This is a genomic window from Mesorhizobium sp. M0768 (assembly GCF_040320195.1).
Lineage (GTDB): Bacteria > Pseudomonadota > Alphaproteobacteria > Rhizobiales > Rhizobiaceae > Mesorhizobium.
Map to the genome: position 1 here is coordinate 105,309 of NZ_JAMYPD010000009.1, position 19,900 is coordinate 125,208.

At 63.6% G+C, this 19,900-nt stretch carries 23 protein-coding genes; 13 read left to right on the top strand and 10 right to left on the bottom strand.

The window, feature by feature from the left end:
- Nucleotides 1-246 precede the first annotated feature (246 nt).
- From NKI08_RS14640 to rpsP, 6 genes are all read left to right on the top strand, one after another.
- A complete protein-coding gene (locus NKI08_RS14640; RefSeq protein WP_352470841.1) occupies nt 247-1,341 on the top strand; it encodes a zinc-binding metallopeptidase family protein in 1,095 nt (364 codons plus the stop codon).
- A gap of 63 nt (nt 1,342-1,404) precedes the next feature.
- On the top strand, nt 1,405-2,007 hold the full coding sequence (locus NKI08_RS14645) for a DUF1236 domain-containing protein (protein ID WP_352770312.1): 603 nt from the start codon (nt 1,405-1,407) through the stop codon (nt 2,005-2,007).
- Between the two features lie 147 nt (nt 2,008-2,154).
- A complete protein-coding gene (locus NKI08_RS14650; protein ID WP_352770315.1) occupies nt 2,155-3,123 on the top strand; it encodes a CPBP family intramembrane glutamic endopeptidase in 969 nt (322 codons plus the stop codon).
- 409 nt (nt 3,124-3,532) lie between these two features.
- Complete coding sequence (gene ffh / locus NKI08_RS14655; RefSeq protein WP_352770318.1) at nt 3,533-5,161, top strand: signal recognition particle protein; 1,629 nt, start codon at nt 3,533-3,535, stop codon at nt 5,159-5,161.
- Between the two features lie 7 nt (nt 5,162-5,168).
- The gene (locus NKI08_RS14660) at nt 5,169-5,495 is read left to right on the top strand and encodes a chorismate mutase (protein ID WP_254817890.1); all 327 of its coding nucleotides are present in this window, start codon (nt 5,169-5,171) and stop codon (nt 5,493-5,495) included.
- A gap of 50 nt (nt 5,496-5,545) precedes the next feature.
- Nucleotides 5,546-5,947: a 30S ribosomal protein S16 gene (rpsP, locus tag NKI08_RS14665; RefSeq protein WP_352615509.1), complete on the top strand. Its 402-nt coding sequence runs from the start codon at nt 5,546-5,548 to the stop codon at nt 5,945-5,947.
- Nucleotides 5,948-6,019: 72 nt separating this feature from the next.
- Here rpsP and NKI08_RS14670 read toward each other — a convergent pair whose 3' ends face one another.
- Nucleotides 6,020-6,283: a YMGG-like glycine zipper-containing protein gene (locus NKI08_RS14670; protein WP_023680734.1), complete on the bottom strand. Its 264-nt coding sequence runs from the start codon at nt 6,281-6,283 to the stop codon at nt 6,020-6,022.
- Nucleotides 6,284-6,473: 190 nt separating this feature from the next.
- A complete protein-coding gene (locus NKI08_RS14675) occupies nt 6,474-6,884 on the bottom strand; it encodes a DoxX family protein (protein ID WP_352507359.1) in 411 nt (136 codons plus the stop codon).
- Nucleotides 6,885-7,139: 255 nt separating this feature from the next.
- Between NKI08_RS14675 and NKI08_RS14680 the strand changes: the two genes are divergently transcribed.
- Nucleotides 7,140-7,547 carry an ACT domain-containing protein gene (locus tag NKI08_RS14680; RefSeq protein ID WP_352470915.1) on the top strand — a complete coding sequence of 136 codons (408 nt, stop codon included), beginning with the start codon at nt 7,140-7,142 and terminating at the stop codon, nt 7,545-7,547.
- Between the two features lie 282 nt (nt 7,548-7,829).
- On the opposite strand, the gene NKI08_RS14685 is transcribed toward NKI08_RS14680, so the two are convergent.
- The gene (locus tag NKI08_RS14685) at nt 7,830-8,864 is read right to left on the bottom strand and encodes an aspartate-semialdehyde dehydrogenase (protein WP_352770324.1); all 1,035 of its coding nucleotides are present in this window, start codon (nt 8,862-8,864) and stop codon (nt 7,830-7,832) included.
- A 457-nt stretch (nt 8,865-9,321) separates the two neighbouring features.
- Here NKI08_RS14685 and NKI08_RS14690 point away from each other — a divergent pair, with 457 nt between their 5' ends.
- Together NKI08_RS14690 and NKI08_RS14695 are read left to right on the top strand one after the other, a co-directional pair.
- The gene (locus NKI08_RS14690) at nt 9,322-11,154 is read left to right on the top strand and encodes a DEAD/DEAH box helicase (RefSeq protein WP_352615514.1); all 1,833 of its coding nucleotides are present in this window, start codon (nt 9,322-9,324) and stop codon (nt 11,152-11,154) included.
- A gap of 88 nt (nt 11,155-11,242) precedes the next feature.
- Nucleotides 11,243-11,956 carry a DUF805 domain-containing protein gene (locus NKI08_RS14695; protein WP_352615515.1) on the top strand — a complete coding sequence of 238 codons (714 nt, stop codon included), beginning with the start codon at nt 11,243-11,245 and terminating at the stop codon, nt 11,954-11,956.
- A gap of 279 nt (nt 11,957-12,235) precedes the next feature.
- On the opposite strand, the gene NKI08_RS14700 is transcribed toward NKI08_RS14695, so the two are convergent.
- The 6 genes from NKI08_RS14700 to leuD form a co-directional block, all read right to left on the bottom strand.
- The gene (locus tag NKI08_RS14700; RefSeq protein WP_352615516.1) at nt 12,236-12,736 is read right to left on the bottom strand and encodes a GNAT family N-acetyltransferase; all 501 of its coding nucleotides are present in this window, start codon (nt 12,734-12,736) and stop codon (nt 12,236-12,238) included.
- Nucleotides 12,737-12,740: 4 nt separating this feature from the next.
- Entirely contained in the window at nt 12,741-13,844 is a 1,104-nt protein-coding gene (gene leuB, locus NKI08_RS14705; protein WP_352541965.1) for a 3-isopropylmalate dehydrogenase, read from the bottom strand.
- A 136-nt stretch (nt 13,845-13,980) separates the two neighbouring features.
- Nucleotides 13,981-14,334 (bottom strand): VOC family protein, encoded by a 354-nt coding sequence (locus NKI08_RS14710; RefSeq protein ID WP_352470852.1) that lies wholly within the window; start codon nt 14,332-14,334, stop codon nt 13,981-13,983.
- A 48-nt stretch (nt 14,335-14,382) separates the two neighbouring features.
- Nucleotides 14,383-14,766, bottom strand: a complete 384-nt coding sequence (locus tag NKI08_RS14715) for a RidA family protein (protein ID WP_352470853.1) — start codon at nt 14,764-14,766, stop codon at nt 14,383-14,385.
- Between the two features lie 339 nt (nt 14,767-15,105).
- Nucleotides 15,106-16,035 (bottom strand): Ivy family c-type lysozyme inhibitor, encoded by a 930-nt coding sequence (locus NKI08_RS14720; RefSeq protein WP_352618945.1) that lies wholly within the window; start codon nt 16,033-16,035, stop codon nt 15,106-15,108.
- A 61-nt stretch (nt 16,036-16,096) separates the two neighbouring features.
- Nucleotides 16,097-16,702 carry a 3-isopropylmalate dehydratase small subunit gene (gene leuD / locus NKI08_RS14725; RefSeq protein ID WP_352541962.1) on the bottom strand — a complete coding sequence of 202 codons (606 nt, stop codon included), beginning with the start codon at nt 16,700-16,702 and terminating at the stop codon, nt 16,097-16,099.
- 167 nt (nt 16,703-16,869) lie between these two features.
- Here leuD and NKI08_RS14730 point away from each other — a divergent pair, with 167 nt between their 5' ends.
- The 4 genes from NKI08_RS14730 to NKI08_RS14745 all read left to right on the top strand — a co-directional run bounded on the left by NKI08_RS14730 (nt 16,870) and on the right by NKI08_RS14745 (nt 18,689).
- Complete coding sequence (locus tag NKI08_RS14730; protein WP_352450225.1) at nt 16,870-17,295, top strand: GNAT family N-acetyltransferase; 426 nt, start codon at nt 16,870-16,872, stop codon at nt 17,293-17,295.
- Between the two features lie 92 nt (nt 17,296-17,387).
- Nucleotides 17,388-17,699, top strand: coding sequence for an ArsR/SmtB family transcription factor (locus NKI08_RS14735; RefSeq protein ID WP_352770332.1), 312 nt, complete (start codon nt 17,388-17,390; stop codon nt 17,697-17,699).
- Nucleotides 17,699-18,145, top strand: a complete 447-nt coding sequence (locus NKI08_RS14740) for an SRPBCC family protein (protein ID WP_352541961.1) — start codon at nt 17,699-17,701, stop codon at nt 18,143-18,145. The genes NKI08_RS14735 and NKI08_RS14740 overlap by 1 nt, the downstream gene beginning before the upstream one ends.
- A gap of 37 nt (nt 18,146-18,182) precedes the next feature.
- Nucleotides 18,183-18,689, top strand: coding sequence for an SRPBCC family protein (locus NKI08_RS14745; RefSeq protein WP_352770335.1), 507 nt, complete (start codon nt 18,183-18,185; stop codon nt 18,687-18,689).
- Between the two features lie 18 nt (nt 18,690-18,707).
- Here NKI08_RS14745 and NKI08_RS14750 read toward each other — a convergent pair whose 3' ends face one another.
- Nucleotides 18,708-19,874, bottom strand: coding sequence for an NAD(P)/FAD-dependent oxidoreductase (locus NKI08_RS14750; RefSeq protein WP_352770338.1), 1,167 nt, complete (start codon nt 19,872-19,874; stop codon nt 18,708-18,710).
- Nucleotides 19,875-19,900: the final 26 nt, after the last annotated feature.

Sequence of the window (19,900 nt, forward strand, 5' to 3'; positions counted from 1 at the left end):
GCAAGCGCGCGCCACGCTGATGCAGCCCGTGGCGGAAAAGATCTTCTTCGCCGGCGAGCACTTGGCCGGTCCGCTGATGCAGGGACCTGCGGCGGCGCCAGATTGTCGGGCGAGGCAGTGGCCAAGGAGGTCGTCGCCCAGCTTGCGGCAAAATAGCATCTGCCGGCAGGAACGTCGGCAGCTGACAGGCGTTTGGCGTTCTCCTGCTCGTATCGTCCTCCGCATTTCGAATGATTTGAGACGCCAATGAAGCTTTTCGACTGCCCGCAGTGCGGCCACCGTCTCTATTTCGAGAACGCGCAATGCCTGAACTGCGCCAGCCTCGTGCTCTACGATCCCGAGCATGCGCGCTTCGCGCTGTCCGGGGCCGAGGTCTTCCATTGCACCAATGCCGACGAATGCGCCTGCAACTGGATGGCGGAGCCCGGCCACGCCTTCTGCCGCGCCTGTGCGCTGAACCAGCTGATCCCGGATCTGTCGGTCGACGGCAATCGCCGCCGCTGGATCCGTGTCGAGGCGGCAAAGAAGCGTGCCGTCTATTCGCTGCTCGCCTTCGGCCTGCCGGTCGCACCCAAGCAGGACGTTGGCGACGAGATCGGTCTCGCTTTCGATTTTCTTGCCGATCCGATCGGCGGCGGTCCGGGCGGCGAGCGTATCCTGACCGGTCATGACAACGGCCGGATCACGCTCAACGTCGCCGAGGCGGATTCGGCAGAGCGCGAACGGCGGCGCGTCGAGATGGGCGAGAACTACCGCACGCTGCTCGGCCATTTCCGCCATGAGCTCGGCCATTATTACTGGGACCGCCTGATCCGCGACGATTTGCAAAAGCTTGCCGGTTTTCGCGCTTTGTTCGGCGACGAGCGCGCCGGCTACGAACAGGCGCTGAAGACCTATTATGCCGATGGCGCGCCGCCCGACTGGCAGCAGCGCCATATCTCGGCCTATGCGACGTCGCACCCATGGGAGGACTGGGCCGAGACATGGGCGCATCACATGCACATCACGGACACGCTGGAGATGGTGCATGCCCTGAATTTCCCGCTCGGCCGGCTGGAAACCGTTGAAGCCAACGAGCTGCCGCGCGCCGATACCGGCGGCAAGTTGCAGCCGGCACCATCGGAACCCGCCGCCAGCCCAGAGCCCTTCGAAAGGATTCTCGACCGCTGGCTGGTGCTGTCGGAGGCGTCCAACTCGATCAACCGCTGCATGGGCCTGCCCGATCTCTATCCCTTCGTCATCTCGGACGTGGCGGCGCAAAAACTTGCTTTTGTTCACGAGCTTTTGACCGACCTGCCGAAAACGACTGGAACAAATCGTGAGCCGGCCGAAGCCTTTTAGCCGGAACGCATGCGGCTTTGCTTCGTTTTCCGTGCCAAGGGACTGTGAAACGGAGAGAAGACCATGAAACGCATATTGTTTCCGGCGGTGGCCGGAGCGCTCATGGCGATGTCGGGCTCTGCCTTGGCCGACACCGCCGTCTCGGCCATCACTGATCTCAATGTACGCGCCGGCCCCGGCCCGCAATATCCGGTGATCGGCGTGCTTGCGGCCGGCCAGTCGGCGACGCTCGACGGCTGCATCGCCAACAGCAAATGGTGCACCATCGCCGAGGCTAACGGCCAGGGCTGGGTCTATTCCGACTATGTGACGGCCGATTTCGGCGGCAGCCGTGTGGTCCTGACACAGCGTCCGGCCAGCGCCGACATTGCCGTCGTGACGCCGCCCGCCGATAGCGTCGACTATTCCGACAGCTATACCGGAGCAATCGTCGCCGGCGAGGCGATCGAGCCTATCCGGAGACCGCCGGCCGAGATCCGTACCTATGTACGTACGCATCGGCTCGATCCGGTCTATCTCGAGGGCGAGGTGGTGACGGGCGCGACGTTGCCTGACACCGTCGAGCTGCGCGAGATTCCGGACTATGATTACCGTTACGTCTATGTGAACGGCCAGCCGGCACTGGTCGATCCGGGCAGCCGGCGTATCGTGTACGTCGTGCGCTGACGATACAAACAGCGCGGTCGCCCTGTAATGGCGGCCGCTCGCACTCCCGACATTGCCACAAGCCGGTATTGCCGCTGCAATATCGGTTTCCACATTGGGGCCGATGTTCTAGACCTTGCGAGCCGAAGCACCAGCCAGCGAGCCCGCGTGACGATCGACCCAACCGCCTTCCAACAGTACCGGCAGACCGCCAACAACAAGACCACTTTGCCGCGGCTTCTGCTTGGAGCGGTGGTCGTCATCTTGTTCTGGCTCGGAACCACAGCCGCCGTGCTGTTCGGCGGCACCTATGCCTTTGCCGTTTGGCAGGCATCGTCTGGCACCGCCCCGCCAGGTGGGGGAGCGGTGCAGGATTTCATGGCCTCTCCTGCAGGCATCCTTGCGGCGCTGGCTTCGTTTGCCGGAATCTGGCTCGGCCTTTGGGCTGCCATGCGCTGGATCCATCGCGAGAAGCTGACAGCCCTGATTGGCGTCAGCCGGCGCATTTCTTGGTCGGGGTTCCTGAAAGGACTGACCGCGGTGCTGATCACCTCGCTGCTTTCCGAGATCCTGCTTTATGGTTTGCAGCCCGACATCGCGCGCGGCGCGATCGGCCTGTCCGCGTGGCTTTCGTTCCTGATCCCGATCGCCGCCCTGACCTTTCTGCAGACCTCGTCGGAGGAGATGCTGTTTCGCGGTTATCTGCTCAGGGGCCTGGCGAGCCGGTTCCGGAACCCTTTCATCTGGGCGCTGCTGCCGGGATTGCTGTTCACCTCCCTGCACTGGAGCCCAGGTTCAAGCGCTGCCATCAATGCCTGCGTGCTGGCCTCGATCGCTGCCTTTGCGCTGCTGCTGACGCTTCTGGTCTATGCAACCGGCAATCTCGGTGCCGGCTTTGGCGCCCATCTCGGCAACAATCTGACCGGCTTCCTGCTGATTTCGCACCAGCAAAGCTATAATTCCTTCGCCCTGTTCAACGCCAAGCCGCTCGAAGCCGCGGGCTGGACGACTTCAGACGCCGTCCTCATCGCTTCGATCGGCATCGTCAGCAGCCTATTGACCGTTCTGCTGCTTTTACATCCGCGCTCACCGCTGAAGGTCGAGCCGGATATGGCGCGCGCCGGCAGCGTGCGCTGATGTGCATTGCCTGGTCGTCCTGAGCTATTTGACGCAAAGCTTGACCAAAGCTTGACTCTGCGGCCGATTTCCTGTCTACACGCCGCGAATTCCGCGACGAGTATTCCTCCGAGCAAACCGACCGGGACGCCGAAACCTCTTTGAGGTGAAGTGCTGTAAATCGATCCCGGAGGCCAACACCCGGCAGCGCTGTGCGCCCCCGGGTGCTTTTTGGCTTTGGGCTTTGCCCGGACCGGCTTTTGCTTGGACAGTTGGCGCGAACGCATTACCTCTCGGGCATCATCCGGGTGCCAGGGAAAAGGAAAAAGAATGTTTGAATCGCTACAGGAACGCACAAGAGGCGTGGAGGGCCTTCGGCCCGACAGGGGTCAAAATGAATCCAAGGCGCTGTCGCGCGGCGGGTTGACCAATGTTTGAGTCCCTGCAAGAGCGCCTTGGTTCGATCCTGAACGGCCTCACCGGCCGCGGCGCCTTGTCGGAGGCCGATGTCTCGGCGGCGCTGCGCGAGGTGCGCCGTGCGTTGCTCGAGGCCGACGTGGCGCTGGAAGTGGTGCGTTCCTTCACCGACAAGGTGCGCGAGAAGGCCGTCGGCGCCGCCGTGGTCAAGTCGATCAAGCCCGGCCAGATGGTCGTCAAGATCGTCCATGACGAACTGGTCGAGATGCTCGGCGCCCAGGGCGTCGCCATCGACCTCAATGCACCGGCTCCGGTCGTCATCATGATGATCGGCTTGCAGGGTTCGGGCAAGACGACGACCTCGGCCAAGATCGCCAGGCGCCTCACCGACCGTCAAAACAAGAAGGTTTTGATGGCCTCGCTCGACACGCGGCGTCCTGCCGCGCAAGAGCAGCTCCGCCAGCTCGGCGAGCAGGTCAAGGTCGCCACATTGCCGATCGTCGCCGGTCAGACGCCGGTCGATATCGCCCGCCGCGCCGTGCAGGCGGCCAAGCTCGGCGGCCATGACGTCGTCATCCTCGATACCGCCGGCCGCACCCATATCGACGAGCCGTTGATGGTCGAGATGGCCGACATCAAGAAGATGTCGTCGCCGCACGAGATCCTGCTGGTCGCCGATTCGCTGACCGGCCAGGACGCCGTCAATCTGGCGAAAAGCTTCGACGAGCGCGTCGGCATCACCGGCCTCGTGCTGACCCGCATGGACGGCGACGGCCGCGGTGGTGCGGCGCTCTCGATGCGCGCCGTCACCGGCAAGCCGATCAAGCTGATCGGCACCGGCGAAAAAATGGACGCGCTGGAGGAATTCCACCCCAAGCGCATCGCCGACCGCATCCTCGGCATGGGCGACATCGTCAGCCTCGTCGAAAAGGCGGCCGAGAACATCGACGCCGAGCAGGCGGCGGCGATGGCCAGGAAGATGCAGTCGGGCAAGTTCGACCTGAACGACCTCGCCGGCCAGCTTCAGCAAATGTCGAAAATGGGTGGCATGGGTGGCATCATGGGCATGATGCCCGGCATGGGCAAGATGAAGGACCAGATGGCCGCCGCCGGGCTCGACGACAAGATGTTCGGTCGCCAGCTCGCCATCATCTCGTCGATGACCAAGGCCGAGCGCGCCAACCCCGATATTCTGAAGCACTCGCGCAAGAAGCGCATCGCCGCCGGCTCGGGTACCGACGCGGCCGAAATCAACAAACTGTTGAAGATGCATCGCGGCATGGCCGACATGATGAAGGCGATGGGCGGCAAGGGCAAAGGCGGCGGCCTGATGCGCGGCATGATGGGCGGCCTCGCTTCCAAGATGGGGCTCGGCGGCATGATGCCTGGCGGCCCAGGCGGTCCCGGAGGCGGCATGATGGGCGGCGGCATGCCGGACCTCTCCAAGATGGACCCCAAGCAGCTCGACGCCTTGCAGAAGCAGGCCCAGGCCGCCGGGCTCGGCGGCATGAAGGGCCTGCCCGGTGGTCTTCCCGGTGGCGGTGGCCTGCCTGGGCTGCCCGGCGGCATGAAACTTCCCGGCCTGCCGGGCGGTGGCGGGCTGCCAATGCTTGGCAAGAATGGCCTCGGCAAGAAGAAGTGAGGGCGCCATGAACGAAGAGAAGGACATGGCGGACGCGCGTGCGGCGCTGGCCAATTATCGCGCCTCTATTGACAATATCGACGCGGCGCTGATCCACATGCTGGCCGAGCGCTTCCGCTGCACCAAGGCAGTCGGCGTGCTGAAGGCGGAACATGGCCTGCCGCCTGCCGACCCGGCGCGCGAGCAGGAGCAGATCGCCCGTCTTCGCCAACTGGCGAAGGACGCCCATCTCGACCCGGATTTCGCGGAGAAATTCCTGAACTTCGTCGTCCGCGAAGTGATCCGCCATCACGAGCAGATCGCCGCATCCAACGGCGTGACGAAAACCGGCTGAGGACCAGCCACCAACCGATCAACCAGATCAGAGCTTTTAGGAGAAAAGAAATGCCACTGAAAATCCGATTGGCCCGTGCGGGCTCGAAGAAGCGTCCCTATTACCATGTCGTCGTCGCCGACGCTCGTTCGCCGCGCGACGGCCGTTTCATCGAGTCGCTCGGCTCGTGGAATCCGCTGCTGCCCAAGGACGGCGAACGCGTCAAGGTCGACGCCGAGCGCGTCAAGCATTGGCTGTCGCATGGCGCCCAGCCGACCGACCGCGTGCTGCGCTTCCTCGATGAAGCCGGCATCGCCAAGCGCGAAGCCCGCTCCAACCCGAAGAAGGCCGAGCCCGGCAAGAAGGCGCAGGAGCGCGCAGCCTTGCTGAAGAAGGCGCAGGAAGATGCCGCCGCGGCCGTTGCCGCCGCCGCAGCCGCGCCGGCCGAGTCGGAAGCCGCCAGCGCCGAATAAATCATCTCCACAACCACGAAACGGCGGGCCCTGCCCGCCGTTTTGCTATTGCATCCATATGATGCGGCCCGATCAATAGCCTTCCGGACAACTCGCAACGTAGACACGACCGTTACGATCGCGATAACGGCATTGGCCGCTTTCGCTGGCACGGCCGATCAGCGCACCGGCCAAAGCGCCGGCCGCACCGCCGATCACCGCGCCCTTGGTCGGGTTGCCGGCCACAGCAGCGCCGACCGCCGCACCGCCCAGGCCACCAACTGCCGCGCCTTGCTCAGTACGGGAGCAGGCACCGAGCGGCACCAGCAGGGCCATCAAGATCATCACCTTTTTCATTGTCGTTCCTCTCCAACAGGGTGCCGTCCTCGCCGCTGCACCCCCTAACTCGCAACCAGGCGATTTGATCCAAAGAAGAAGATCGGCTGCCGCCCGGCGGCGCTCAATTTGATCCAAAGAGTAGAAAGGCGGCGGCAGACCGCGCCCGCTCTGGCGGCCTGGCCACCATCGAGCGGCTTTCGATGTCGCGCTATTGGCTGAACGGGAATAACGCGCGCACCCTTGGATCGCGCAGATACAGGCCACCCCAGAGGATGGCGCCGAGATAAACGCCGAACAGTATGTGCGAGAACAAAGGGCTGCCGATACGCACATGCGTGGCGACGGCACCGCCGAGATAGGCGGTGAGCAGGATGGCGCCGAGCACCGAGGTGCGCGGCAGCGCGTAAAGCGCTGTCGAGACCAGTCCAATGATGCCGAGCATGCGCGAGACATTGGCATCGGCCGGCCAGCCGAGCTGCACCATGGTCTGGGTGACGATTTCGAGCGGCGGTAGCTTGATGACGCCGTCGAAGATCATGAACAGCACGACTACGGCGCTGAGCACGCGGCCGGCCCACAAGGCACGCGATGAGACGGGTGCTGCCTGAGACATGGTCATTGATGTTCCCTCCGGTCGTTGTGAGCACTGGCTCTCCGCCAGCTCGAACCAAGGACGCGGCCCATGACGGCGATCCGACATGCCTCCAATTCTTTTCACTCCAGGGGCGAACCTTGGGTGTGTACGTTCAGTCAGCAACGAACCTGGCCAAGTCCACCTTGCGGGGTGAGGTGGAGGGCGTTATTGAAAATCCGTAGAGGTGTCTTCCGAGCGCGCGACGGCAGCAGCAGCCTGATCGCACAGCGAAAGCAACCGATGGCCGGAGAGACCGACCTGAAACAGTTGCTGGCGGCAATGACGCCGGAATTGCTTGCCGGCGTTCATGTCTTCACCACGTTGCCACCCCATGCGCCCGTTCCCGACAGGCTCCACCCGGTGATGCTATTTCGCGAGCGCGAGGGCACGACGCTGATCGTGCTTGAAGACCATGCCAAGGCCGCTGGACTGAAAACCGTGTTCCGCTGCCGGATGCTGACGCTGAACATCCATTCGTCGCTGGAAGCGGTCGGCTTCCTCGCCGCCATCACCGCGCGGCTGGCCACCGCCGGCATCGGCGTCAATCCGGTCTCGGCCTTCTACCACGATCATCTGTTCGTGCCCGCCGACCGGGCGGAGGAGGCGCTGGAGTTGCTGTTGGACCTAGCGGAGGAGAACCGGCTGTGACGCCGGCGCCTTGCTGCCTATTTGAGACGCCTGCGCTGCCCCTCATACGCCTGCCGGAACCTTCTCCCCGTGAACGGCGAGAAGGGCGCAAAACGGCCGAAGGCCGAGCCCGCGACTGCGGGCCGCCGGCCTTCCGGCGCCCCCGCGGAGGCCAGCCGCGTAGCGGCGATACGGCCGTGAGCAAAACAACCGCCGAAGGCCGAGCCCGCGACTGCGGGCCGCCGGTCGTCCGGCGCCCCCGCGGAGGCCAGCCGCGCTAGCGGCGATACGGCCGTGAGCGAACTATGCCGCCTTCTTCTTCGGCTGGATCAGCCCGCGCTCGACCAGCAGTTCGGCGATCTGCACCGCATTGAGTGCCGCGCCCTTGCGCAGATTGTCGGAGACGATCCACATCGACAGGCCGTTATCGATGGTCGAGTCCTCGCGGATGCGCGAGATGAAGGTGGCGTCCTCGCCGGCCGATTCCAGCGGCGTGATGTAGCCGCCGTCCTCGCGCTTGTCGATGACTTGGCAGCCCGGCGCCTCGCGCAGGATCTCGCGCGCCTCTTCGGCGGTGATCGGCTTCTCGAACTCGATGTTGACCGCTTCCGAATGGCCGATGAACACCGGCACCCGCACGCAGGTCGCCGTCAGCTTGATCTTCGGGTCGAGCATCTTCTTGGTCTCGGCCACCATCTTCCACTCTTCCTTGGTGAAGCCGTCGTCGAGGAAGACGTCGATATGCGGGATGACGTTGAAGGCGATGCGCTTGGTGAACTTCCTGACGTCGACCTGGTCGGCGACGAACACCGCGCGCGTCTGCGTGAACAATTCGTCCATGCCTTCCTTGCCGGCGCCGGAGACCGACTGGTAGGTGGCGACGACGACGCGCTTGATGGTGGCCGCGTCATGCAGCGGCTTCAGCGCCACGACCAGCTGCGCCGTCGAGCAGTTCGGGTTGGCAATGATGTTCTTGCGCGTGAACAGCGAGATCGCATCCGGGTTCACTTCCGGAACGATCAGCGGCACGTCCTGGTCGTAGCGGAAGGCCGACGAATTGTCGATGACGACGCAGCCCTGCTTGCCGATCTTCGGCGACCATTCCTTGGAGACGTTGCCGCCGGCCGACATGATGCAGATGTCGGTGTCGGAAAAATCATATTGGTCGAGCGCCCTGACCTTCAGCGTGCGGTCGCCGAACGACACTTCCGTGCCCTGGCTGCGCCGCGAGGCCAGCGCCACCACCTCGCTCACCGGAAAGCCGCGTTCCTCCAGTATGTTGAGCATTTCCCGGCCCACATTGCCCGTGGCGCCGACGATCGCAACCTTGAAACTCATCGAAATCTCCTGTCCCTCTCCGCTCGGTTTCTGGAGAAAACCCGCCGGCCGATGCGGGTTTCAACCCCCGGGCCGGACCCGGGAGAGGGTGGTTAGGCCAAGGGAATCAGACCGTTTTGGTGGTCGTTTTGCCGGTTTTTTGAGCAAGAACGTGATTTTGCTGGAACGAGGAGACGCAGCGACGCGCCCGGCCCAATGGTTCGCATTGGGGCCGGGGATGTCGAAGGCAGAAAGCGCCATCAAAAGGCCGCGCATCGAAAACTATCCCGTTCGGTGCCGGCTTTTACGCGGTTTACGTCTAGAGTCAATCGCAAGCAGGCCGACCCGCCCGCCCTGTACAATGACGGCGGCACCAAGTACGAACGAGCATCGTCTGGCTCGTGGCGCCCGTCTGTGGGCGCTTGCCGACATTTGACCCGTCGCCGGGTATTCAGAATCCGAATTTCGAAAGAGCAAGATGTCCAACTTCGAAGCTATTGTTCCCGCGCTGGCAAAGGCGCTGGAAAAACGCGGCTATGTCGAGCTGACGCCGGTGCAGAACGCCGTTCTCGAGCTTGGCCAGGCCGATGCGCTGGTTTCGGCCCAGACCGGCTCCGGCAAGACCGTCGCCTTCGGTCTGGCTTTGGCGCCGACCCTTCTCGATGGCGCGGAGCGCTTTTCCCACGCGGCGGCACCCCTGGCGCTGGCCGTGGCGCCGACGCGGGAGTTGGCCCTGCAGGTAACGCGCGAGCTGGAATGGCTCTACGAACTGACCGGCGCCACGGTGGCGTCCTGCGTCGGCGGCATGGACATGCGCACCGAACGGCGCGCACTGGAGCGCGGCGCCCATATCGTCGTGGGCACGCCCGGCCGCCTGCGCGATCACATCACCCGCAATTCGCTCGACATGTCGGCGCTCAAGGCAGTGGTGCTCGACGAGGCCGACGAGATGCTCGATCTCGGCTTTCGCGAGGATCTGGAATTCATCCTCGATGCCGCGCCCGCCGACCGCCGCACGCTGATGTTTTCCGCGACCGTGCCGCGCTCCATCGCCACGCTGGCCAAGGGCTACCAGCGCGATGCTGTGCGCATCTCGGCCTCCGGCGAGGAAAAGCAGCATCTCGACATCGAATACCGGGCGCTGAGCGTCGCCCAGGCGGACCGCGAAAACGCCATCATCAACGTGCTGCGCTATTACGAGGCCAAGAACGCGCTGGTGTTCTGCAACACGCGCGCCGCCGTCAACCATCTGACGGCACGCTTCAACAACCGCAACTTTTCCGTCGTGGCGCTGTCCGGCGAGCTTAGCCAGAACGAGCGCAGCCACGCGCTGCAGGCGATGCGCGACGGCCGCGCCAAGGTCTGCATCGCCACCGACGTCGCGGCACGCGGCATCGACCTGCCCAATCTCGAGCTGGTGATCCATGCCGACCTGCCGACCAACCCGGAAACGCTCCTGCACCGAAGCGGACGCACGGGTCGTGCGGGACGCAAGGGCGTCAGCGCGCTGATCGTGCCCAATAGTGCCCGCAGGCGCACCGAGCGGCTGCTGCAAAGTGCCGGCCTTGCGGCAACCTGGGCGAGCCCGCCGTCGGCCGACGACGTGATACGGCGCGACGATGAGCGCATTCTCGCTGATCCGGTCTTCAGCGAGCCTATGAAGGATGAGGAGCGCGGCTTCGTTGAGGCGCTTCTCGATCAGCACGGGCCCGAACGGGTTGCCGCCGCCTTCGTGCGGATGTGCCGCTCCAGCCACTCGGCACCGGAAGATCTTCTCGACGTGGCACCGTTCACGCCGTCGGGCGAAAAATTTGCGCGCCGGGATGAGGCACCGAGCCGCCGCGACGATTTCGGCGACAGCGTCTGGTTCTCGCTGTCGGTCGGACGCCGGCAGAATGCCGAGCCACGCTGGCTGATCCCGATGCTGTGCCGGACAGGCGGCATTTCTAAGCGCGAGATCGGCGCCATCAAGATGCAGCCGGAGGAAACCTTCGTGCAGATCGCGGCGGACTGGGCCGAGCGTTTCCTCGCTGCGATCGGCCCCGACCGCAAGCTGCAGGGCAACATTGCGGTCAAGCGGCTGGATGGCACGCCGGATTTGTCGCGGGCCGGCTACCAGGAACCACGACCCGACAAGAAGCCGCACCGCGGCAAGCGCACCTTCGATCAGAACACGCCCAAATTCGAGAAGCGCGCACCGGCCGACCAGCGCCCGGCATTCGAGGCGAAGCCCTGGGCCGGGAAACCGGCCAAGGCGAAGTTCGAAGGCGGACCTGCGAAACACAAGAAATCGAAGAAACGGCCGGGGTAAATAGCCAGCACTCTCCATTTCCGCACGCCCCTTGCGGTCTGCCGGAACTTTGCACAGTCTGGGGCGGGGAAATGGGGGTGGGCAGGGCATGCGCGGCGAAGTTCTTCATTACGACGAAGACCAGGGTTTCGGCTTCATCACCGGAGCCGACGGCAACCGCTACACTTTGGCGCGCGAAGATTTGCGCCGCGAAGCATCGGTTGCCGGAGGTACGACCGTCGAATTCCAGCCGGCTGGCGGACGGGCACGCGATGTTTTTTCGATCCGCGCCCAACCTGCCAGTGCGCCCGCCGACGCCTCCACTGCAACCGCCGCCCCAACTCAGGCCGGCAATGCGCCCGCGGCACGTCAGCCGCAACATTTCGGCCGTTCCGCTGAACAAAGTCCGGCCGAATCGGCTGGCCTGTGGAGCTACTTCTGGTGGGGTCTGACCGAGAATTACTTCAACTTCGCCGGCCGTGCCCGCCGCAAGGAGTATTGGGGCTATTGTCTGTTCTGGACGATCGCGCTGATCGTGGTCATAGGACTCGGCGTCTTTATCGACGACGCCATGGGCAATCTCGACAACAGTGAATTGCCGGCAGTGACGGTCGGCCTTTCCGGTCTCTTCCTGCTGGCGACAGCCCTGCCGTGGTTCGGGCTCAACGTGCGTCGCCTGCACGATACCGGCCTGACCGGCTGGCTCTTCCTGCTTTTCCTGATCCCGACCTTCGGCACCGTGATCATCCTGATCTTTGCGCTGATCCCGACGCAGCCGCGCGAAAACCAGTGGGGTCCGGTGCCGGTAGGTGTCAGGGTTTAGTACCTCCACGATTGGGTCGCCGGCCGCCACGCCTGCGTCATCCTAGGGCGGAGCGACGCGAAGCGGAGCGCAGACCCTGGGATCCATGCCGCGACATAAGCCGAGGAACGCAGCGGTTCAGAATGGCGCTCATATCCACCACGAAGAAGCGCTCGGTTCTGGTCGGCCGAGCACTGCCGCCGGGTAACGGCATGGATCCTGGGGTCTGCGCCGCGTCGCTTCGCTCCTTGCTTCGCCCCAGGATGACGAAAGGGGAGATGTTTCGGCCAATCTCCAAATTTAGGGCTTCCGCGTCGAGGAACCACCCGCGATCGCCAGCAGCGCCTCGCCGGATAGCCTTAGAAAGACCTTCTGCTCGTGACGCTCGGCACCAAATTGGGCATAGAAGCGCAGCGCGCCTTCGTTCCAGTCCTTCGTGGTCAGGTCGATGCGGCCGATGCCTTCGCGCAGGCAATGGCCGGCGAGGAATGCCATCAGTGCTCGACCGACACCGCCATTGCGGGCATCATTGCGTACGAATAGGTCCTTGAGGAACAGCCGCTCGAGATCGATGCCGGGATGCGCGATCGCAACCGGGGCCAGCCCGCAAACTTCACCATCGACGAAGGCGAGCGCAAAATGCGGATAGGCCGGACCTTCGTCGCCAAGCCATTTCTGTGCCGCCGACAAAGCTTGGCTGGCGTCGAGTGGCGGCTGCCGGTAATGCACCGCCATTTCGCAAAGCATGGCGGCGAGTGCCGCCGCATCCCCGGTCGTCGCCCAGCGGACGTCGACCGACACGGGATCAGCCCAAAAATTTGGCGATGATCGCGTCGCCCATCTCGGTCGTGCCGACCTCGGTCATCCCCGGCGAATGAATATCCCTGGTACGCAAGCCCTGATCGAGCACGGCGGCGATCGCGCCTTCCAGCCGGTCGGCCTCTTCAACCATGCCAAAGGAATAGCGCATGCACATGGCGAAGGAGGCGATCATGGCGATCGGATTGGCGATGCCCTTGCCGGCGATGTCGGGCGCCGAGCCGTGCACCGGCTCGTAGAGCGCCTTGCGCTTCTTGGTCTTGACATCAGGTGCGCCGAGCGAGGCCGACGGCAGCATGCCGATCGAGCCGGTCAGCATGGCGGCGATGTCGGACAGCATGTCGCCGAACAGATTGTCGGTGACGATGACGTCGAACTGCTTCGGCCAGCGCACCAACTGCATGCCGCCGGCATCGGCCAACATGTGATCGAGCTTGACGTCGGCATACCTGGCCTTGTGCGTCTGGGTGACGACCTCGTTCCACAGCACGCCAGATTTCATCACATTGCGCTTTTCCATCGAGGTGACGTGGTTCTTGCGCGTGCGTGCCAACTCGAAGGCAACGCCCGAAATGCGCTCGATCTCGAATGTGTCGTAGACTTGGGTGTCGATGCCGCGCTTCTGGCCGTTGCCGAGATCGATGATCTGCTTCGGCTCGCCGAAATAGACGCCGCCGGTGAGCTCTCGCACGATGAGGATATCGAGACCTTCGACCACCTCCTGCTTGAGCGAGGAGGACGCCGCCAGTGCCGGATAGCAGATTGCCGGCCTGAGATTGGCAAACAGCTCCATGTCCTTGCGCAGCCGCAGCAGACCCGCCTCCGGGCGCACCTCGTAAGGCACGGCATCCCATTTCGGCCCGCCGACGGCGCCGAACAGCACCGCGTCAGCCGCCATTGCCTTGGCCATGTCGGCATCGGAAATTGCCGCGCCATGTGCGTCGTAAGCGCAACCGCCGACAAGGCCCTCGTCGGTGGCGAAATCGCTGCCGAGGCTGTCGTTCATGCCGGCGATCAATTTCTTCACCTCGGCCATCGCCTCGGGGCCGATACCGTCGCCGGCAAGCAGGAGAAGATTTTTCGAAGCCATGAGAACCGTCCTGATTGTGTCGTGAGCCGCGGCCTTGCTAAACGCCAAGCGGCCGGCGCGCAAGCCTGCGGTTCAGAGCATCGGACCCAAAAGTGGAAACCGGTTTTGGGAAACTCCGATGCTCAAGACAAAATGCCTAGAGATGCGAAAGGATATTGACCAGCCTGCCGAACGGGTCGCGTACGAAGAAGCGCCGCACGCCCCAGGGTTCGTCCGCCGGACCGTATTCGATGGCAAAGCCGGCCGTCCTCATGCTTTCAAGCGCGGCATCGACGTCGTCGACTTCGATAGAGATGTCCGGCACCGGCGTTCCTGATCCCCCTTCGGCCATGAAACTGACCTGCACGGACATCGTCTCTTGCGAGCCGTAGGTAGCGATCCAGCCCATATCCATCTTGAGATCGAGGCCGAGCACATCCTGATAGAAGGGTTTTGCCGCCGCGATATCCTGCGTGTCTATGTTTGCAACGATGCGCCTGACCTTCGCCATGGGCCGATCCTCGTGCTAACCGTGTCGTTTTCGCAACCGTGACAGGCATCAGGCTGTGCGCCGCAGCGCCGTCACCTCGATCTCGATCTTCATCTCCGGCTTGTTGAGCTGACACACGATCATCGTTGCCGCCGGCCTGATCTCGCCAAAGGCCTCGCCGAGGATCGGGAACACCACATCCACGAAAGCCGCATCGGTAATATAGTAATGTGCCCGCACCACATCGGCCATCTCGAAGCCGCCGTCCCCGAGCGCCTTGGCGATCGTCGCCAGGCAATTGCGCGTTTGTGCCTCTACGGTCTCCGGCATCGACATGGTCGCATAATCATAGCCGGTCGTTCCGGACACGAAACACCAGTCGCCCTGCACCACGGCGCGCGAATAGCCGGCGGTCTTCTCGAAGGGCGAACCGGTGGAGATCAGTTTTCGCATGGCTTCCTCGCAGTGGTTGCGGCCATCCTGAAGGTATAGGGTCCACCCGGCCATGGGCCAGAGGCAACCGATTGTTGTTACGACGTGGAAGCGCAGACCTTGGAGATTGGCCAGAACATCTCTCCAGTCGTCATCCTGGGGCGAAGCAAGGAGCGAAGCGACGCGGCGCAGACCCCAGGATCCATGCCGTGACATCCGAGCGACACAACGGTTCAGAATTCTGTTTCGCTGCACACTTCGGCCGATGTTACGGCATGGATCCTCGGGTCAAGCCCGAGGATGACGAAAGCAGGCCCGAGGATGACGAAAGCAGGGTAGTCGCCGCGCCGCGCAAAAAACCTAATTCGCCGACCCTAGCGCCTTGTCCAGCGCTTCCCTCACGTCGGCCGGCCATGTACTCACCGCTGGCCACGCGTCCGGCTCGGGCTTGTCGCCGCGGCGCGCGAAATAGAGCTTCTGGTTGACCGGGTCGACCGCCATGAAGCCGTCATTGCCGCCGCAATCATGCGGCACGCAGCCGCTGGCAAAAAAGGCGCCCGACGCGGTTTTTTCCGTGCCGCCGCCGACCAGCAGGCTGGTCGCCATGTCGGGCATGTCCTTGCCAAGCAGCGTCTCAGCTTGCTTGTAGACGGCCTCGTTGTGGAAGGCGTCGATGATGTTGTCGTATTTCGACGGATCGACGTCCTTCCAGTCGGTGCCCGGCTCCGGCATGTAGGTCAGATTGCCGGACGTCGTCAGTCCGGCCGTCGGCGACCATTGCAGCGCCGGCTTGGAATCACCCGGCAGCAGATAGGGCACGAAATAGACGGCGCTGTCGGAGATCGCGGCCGGCGGCGCGCCGCATTCATCCTGCTCGACCGTGACCGTCTGGATCGTGCCGCCTTCCGGCTTCCAAACGATCACCTTGGCTGGGCCGCATTGATTGCCGCCGTCGCCGACATCGACCAGCGCCACCTTGACGCCGCCGACCTCGACGATCTTGTCGAAGAAGACGTCGTAATTGCGCGCCAGTTCCTTGCCGTCGAAAGCGAGTACCCGTTCCCCGTACTCTTCCTCCTGAGTGATGGTCAGCTGGCCGCCCTCGAACGGGATCGGCGCCTGTTTGTCATTGTCGACTAGGGCCGCATTGCTCAACGCGCCCTGGTCGGCGGCCCCGCCGGATGCATCGTCAGCCGGCACGAGCACCACGTCGGTCTGTGCATGCGCGCCTGCCACCGGCATCAGAATCCACGCCAGCGCGCAGGCCCCGGCAAGAAGCGAACGTGTCATGACTGTTCCCTCCGTTCAGCCGCCACGAACCCGGCCTGTCGCGGCCAGGTCATCGTACCGCTCAGGCCCAGGGGCGCTCAGCAGCGTTCTTCTTCTCGAACGAAGCGATGGCGCCGGCCTTCTCCATGGTCAGACCGATATCGTCGAGCCCGTTGAGCAGGCAGTGGCGCTTGAATTCGTCGAGGTCGAACTTGACCACGCCGCCGTCCGGCCCGCGAATTTCCTTGGCTTCGAGATCAACCGACAGCGTCGCGTTGGAACCGCGCGAGGCATCGTCCATCAGCTTCTCCAGGTCTTCCGGGCTGACGGTGATCGGCAGGATGCCGTTCTTGAAGCAGTTGTTGTAGAAAATGTCGGCGAACGAAGTCGAGATGACGCAGCGGATGCCGAAATCGAGCAGCGCCCACGGCGCATGTTCCCGGCTCGAACCGCAGCCGAAATTGTCGCCGGCGACCAGGATCTGCGCCTTGCGGTAGGCCGGCTTGTTGAGCACGAAGTCCGGGTTTTCCGAGCCGTCGTCCTTGTAACGCATTTCGGCGAACAGGCCGGTGCCGAGTCCGGTGCGCTTGATCGTCTTGAGATAATCCTTGGGGATGATCATGTCGGTGTCGACATTGACAATCGGCATCGGCGCGGCGACACCGGTGAGCTTGGTGAATTTTTCCATGGTTCTTGCCCGTCTTCTTCTCGTTGCGGGGAATTGCTGGCGCCCGGTTTACACAATGCCGCGGGCAAATAAAAGGCGGCTGTTTTTGGACTTCCGTCGTCGATCGAAACACAAAATCGGTACAAAACGGCTTCAAAACCACCAGCCCATGGTGCACTTTTGTCGACATGACAACGCGATCCACGATCCTTTACGCCAGCGAACCGGGCCTCGGCATCGCCGAGTTCCGCCGCGTTCTGGTGGAATCCGGCCTCGGCGAGACACGGCCCGTCGATGATCATGCCCGTTTGAAGGCGATGCTCACGAGTGCCGACCTGGTGCTCACCGCGCGCATCGATGCACCGGGCAAGCCGCTGGTTGGTGTCGCTCGCGGCATCACCGACTTTTCCTGGGTCTGCTATATCTCCGAGCTCGCTGTTTCTGCATCGGCGCAAGGGCTGGGCATCGGCAAGGGCCTGATGGATGAGGCACGCCGGCAACTCGGACCTTCCGTTGCCATCAGCCTGATCTCCATACCCGACGCCGTCGGCTTCTATGAGCGTATCGGCATGGAGCGCATGCCCAACGCATTCTGGTTCGGCCGCAAGCGCTGAAATCCACTCCCAGCGACCTCAACCCGCGCATCCTTGGCTAGGGTTCTGCCCCTTGACATGCAACCAAATAGTTGCATATTAGGATCATGAGCATGGATGATGTCTTTCGGGCCTTGGCCGACCCGACACGCCGGCGATTGCTGGACAGCCTTCATGCCAGGAACGGACAGACGCTGAACGCGCTGTGCGGTGAGATGGACATGACGCGCCAGGCGGTGACCAAGCATCTGGCGATCCTGGAAGAAGCAAACCTCGTCGCCACCATCCGCAAGGGACGCGAGAAGCAACATTATCTGAATCCCGTTCCCATCAACGAGATCGCCGAACGCTGGATCGGCAAATTCGAGCGGGGACGACTGGGCGCCCTCGGCGATTTGAAGAAACGTCTCGAAAGGGAAGACTGATGAGCAACATTTTCGTTTATGTCACCTACATCCGCACCTCGCCCGAAAAACTCTGGCAAGCACTGACCGAGCCGGAGTTCCAGCGGCAATATTTCCTCGGCGCTCAGATGCTAAGCGACTGGAAACAAGGTTCGGCGTGGAAGATGGTTTACACCGACGGCCGCGTCACCGACAGCGGCGAGGTCCTCGAGATCGATCCACCCAAGCGCATCGTGCTCAAATGGCGCAACGAGTTCATGCCCGAGGTCAAGGCGGACGGCTACACACGCTGCACCTTCGCCCTCGAGCAGGAGGGCGAGATGATGAAGCTCGCCATCACACACGAAGCCGATGGACCGCACAAGCTGCTTGGCCATGTGGCGAACGGCTGGCCGCTCATCCTGTCCAGCCTGAAGAGCCTGCTCGAAACCGGCAAAGGCCTGTCGCGCCCGGCGTCGAAAGCTTGAGGTCGTTTCGATAGCGAAACCTTCTTGAGGACAGGTGATGCACGGTTCCGCGGTGCACAGCATGACCAATGGCGAGACCGTCATGGCGAGCGCCGATGTTCGCGCGCCGCCCGAGCGGATATTTGACGCGCTCGTTACACACGAGGTCGAGCGCTGGTGGGGGTCCGCCAGGACCTACCGGATGACCGGATGGGCGGCCGACCTCCGCGTCGGCGGCCGCTGGAGCGTCACCGTCGAGACGGCGGCCGGCAGACACCTGCCCGCCAGCGGCGAATTCCTGGAGATCGAAGAGCCGCGCCGGATCGTGCAGACGCGGAGATACGACTGGGACCATCCGACGCTTGGCCGCCGCGAAACCAAAGTCGCCTGGCTGCTGGAGCCGATCGCCGGCGGCACACGCGTCACCATCTGCCATGGCGGCTTCGCCGGCCTCGCTGCTGCCGCAACGAAGCATGCCGAAGGCTGGGCCCGGGTGCTGGGCTGGCTTCAGGCGTATCTTGGTACGGGCGGCTTGGCGGCGGCTCAATCCACCAAGCAACGGTAGCATCCCTTCGCGCCAGCGTTAAATTACATTCAATTCCCGAAACGGCCGCCCGTCGGCGATCCGGCTGTACCCGAACGCCGAGCAATCCACCGTGCGATAGCCGCCATGTACTATCAGTTCGGCCAGCGCCTTGCCGACCGCCGGAGCCTGCTGCAAGCCGTGACCGGAAAACCCGTTGGCGAAGAGGAAATTGCCGACCTCCGGGTGCGGGCCGATCACCGCGTTCTGGTCGAGCGTATTGTAGTCGTAATGGCCGACCCAGGCGCGCGTCGGCTTGATCGCCTCGAAGGCCGGAATGCGGGTCGCCAGCACCGGCCAGATCACCTCTTCGAACAGCGGCCAGTCGGGGTCGAAGTCGGCGGGGTCGGCCGGTCCTTCGCCCTCTTCCGGCTCGGCGCCGCCGGTGATGTAGACCGAGCCCTCCGGCCGGACATAGATGCCGCTCGGGTCGACCAGCAGCGGCATGTCGTCATATTTTTCGCGCGCCTCGAAGACGAAGACATTGCGCTTGCGCGGCTCCACCGGCAGCGCCAGCCCGGCCATTGCTGCCACCTTGCCGGCATTCGGCCCGGCGGCGTTAACGACGGTGCCGGCCTCGAGCCGCTCGCCATTGTCGAGGGTCACACCGGCGACGCGCTTCCCCTGCCGCTCGATACCGGTCACCGACGCTGTGATGAAATCAATGTTCTTGCTTCGCAGTGCCTTGCGGAACAGCATCAGCATCGCATGCGCGTCGAACCAGCCTTCGCCGCTGCGGCCATAGGCGCCGGCGGAAATGCCCTCGACCGACAGCCACGGAAAGCGGCGGACGAGCGCCTCGGCATCCTCGAGCACGATGTCGGCGCCCTCGGCCATCTGCGCCTCGTGGTTGGCCCGCAGGATCGGCAGCCCGTTCTCGCCGGCAAGGATGAGGTAGCCGCCTTCGCGAAAGCCGATATCGGCGTCCGCGCCAAACTCTTCCCTGAGCCGCCGGAACAGTTTCAGCGTGAATTGCGACAGCCGGATGTTTTCCGGGATCGAGAACTGCTGGCGGATTGAGGCGCAGGACAGCGTGGTCGCGGCGCGGGAAAATTGCGGGTCGCGCTCGACAAGCGCGATCGAGCCCGAAAACCCTTCCTTGCGCAGGTAATAGGCAACCGACGAGCCGACGATGGCTCCGCCGATGATGACGATGTCGTAATGCACCTTTTCGCCCTTCCGGTCTGAATCGC

Excerpts from the sequence above, each read along its gene's own strand:
- NKI08_RS14730 (WP_352450225.1), top strand. The coding sequence starts at position 16,870 with ATGACAACGCGATCCACGATCCTTTACGCCAGCGAACCGGGCCTCGGC.
- NKI08_RS14660 (WP_254817890.1), top strand. The coding sequence starts at position 5,169 with ATGAACGAAGAGAAGGACATGGCGGACGCGCGTGCGGCGCTGGCCAAT.
- ffh (WP_352770318.1), top strand. The coding sequence starts at position 3,533 with ATGTTTGAGTCCCTGCAAGAGCGCCTTGGTTCGATCCTGAACGGCCTC.
- leuB (WP_352541965.1), bottom strand. The coding sequence starts at position 13,844 with ATGGCTTCGAAAAATCTTCTCCTGCTTGCCGGCGACGGTATCGGCCCC.
- NKI08_RS14695 (WP_352615515.1), top strand. The coding sequence starts at position 11,243 with ATGCGCGGCGAAGTTCTTCATTACGACGAAGACCAGGGTTTCGGCTTC.
- NKI08_RS14735 (WP_352770332.1), top strand. The coding sequence starts at position 17,388 with ATGGATGATGTCTTTCGGGCCTTGGCCGACCCGACACGCCGGCGATTG.
- NKI08_RS14640 (WP_352470841.1), top strand. The coding sequence starts at position 247 with ATGAAGCTTTTCGACTGCCCGCAGTGCGGCCACCGTCTCTATTTCGAG.
- leuD (WP_352541962.1), bottom strand. The coding sequence starts at position 16,702 with ATGGAAAAATTCACCAAGCTCACCGGTGTCGCCGCGCCGATGCCGATT.
- NKI08_RS14670 (WP_023680734.1), bottom strand. The coding sequence starts at position 6,283 with ATGAAAAAGGTGATGATCTTGATGGCCCTGCTGGTGCCGCTCGGTGCC.
- NKI08_RS14710 (WP_352470852.1), bottom strand. The coding sequence starts at position 14,334 with ATGGCGAAGGTCAGGCGCATCGTTGCAAACATAGACACGCAGGATATC.
- NKI08_RS14745 (WP_352770335.1), top strand. The coding sequence starts at position 18,183 with ATGCACGGTTCCGCGGTGCACAGCATGACCAATGGCGAGACCGTCATG.
- NKI08_RS14680 (WP_352470915.1), top strand. The coding sequence starts at position 7,140 with ATGGCCGGAGAGACCGACCTGAAACAGTTGCTGGCGGCAATGACGCCG.
- NKI08_RS14715 (WP_352470853.1), bottom strand. The coding sequence starts at position 14,766 with ATGCGAAAACTGATCTCCACCGGTTCGCCCTTCGAGAAGACCGCCGGC.
- NKI08_RS14720 (WP_352618945.1), bottom strand. The coding sequence starts at position 16,035 with ATGACACGTTCGCTTCTTGCCGGGGCCTGCGCGCTGGCGTGGATTCTG.
- NKI08_RS14685 (WP_352770324.1), bottom strand. The coding sequence starts at position 8,864 with ATGAGTTTCAAGGTTGCGATCGTCGGCGCCACGGGCAATGTGGGCCGG.
- NKI08_RS14740 (WP_352541961.1), top strand. The coding sequence starts at position 17,699 with ATGAGCAACATTTTCGTTTATGTCACCTACATCCGCACCTCGCCCGAA.
- NKI08_RS14645 (WP_352770312.1), top strand. The coding sequence starts at position 1,405 with ATGAAACGCATATTGTTTCCGGCGGTGGCCGGAGCGCTCATGGCGATG.
- NKI08_RS14675 (WP_352507359.1), bottom strand. The coding sequence starts at position 6,884 with ATGACCATGTCTCAGGCAGCACCCGTCTCATCGCGTGCCTTGTGGGCC.
- NKI08_RS14690 (WP_352615514.1), top strand. The coding sequence starts at position 9,322 with ATGTCCAACTTCGAAGCTATTGTTCCCGCGCTGGCAAAGGCGCTGGAA.
- rpsP (WP_352615509.1), top strand. The coding sequence starts at position 5,546 with ATGCCACTGAAAATCCGATTGGCCCGTGCGGGCTCGAAGAAGCGTCCC.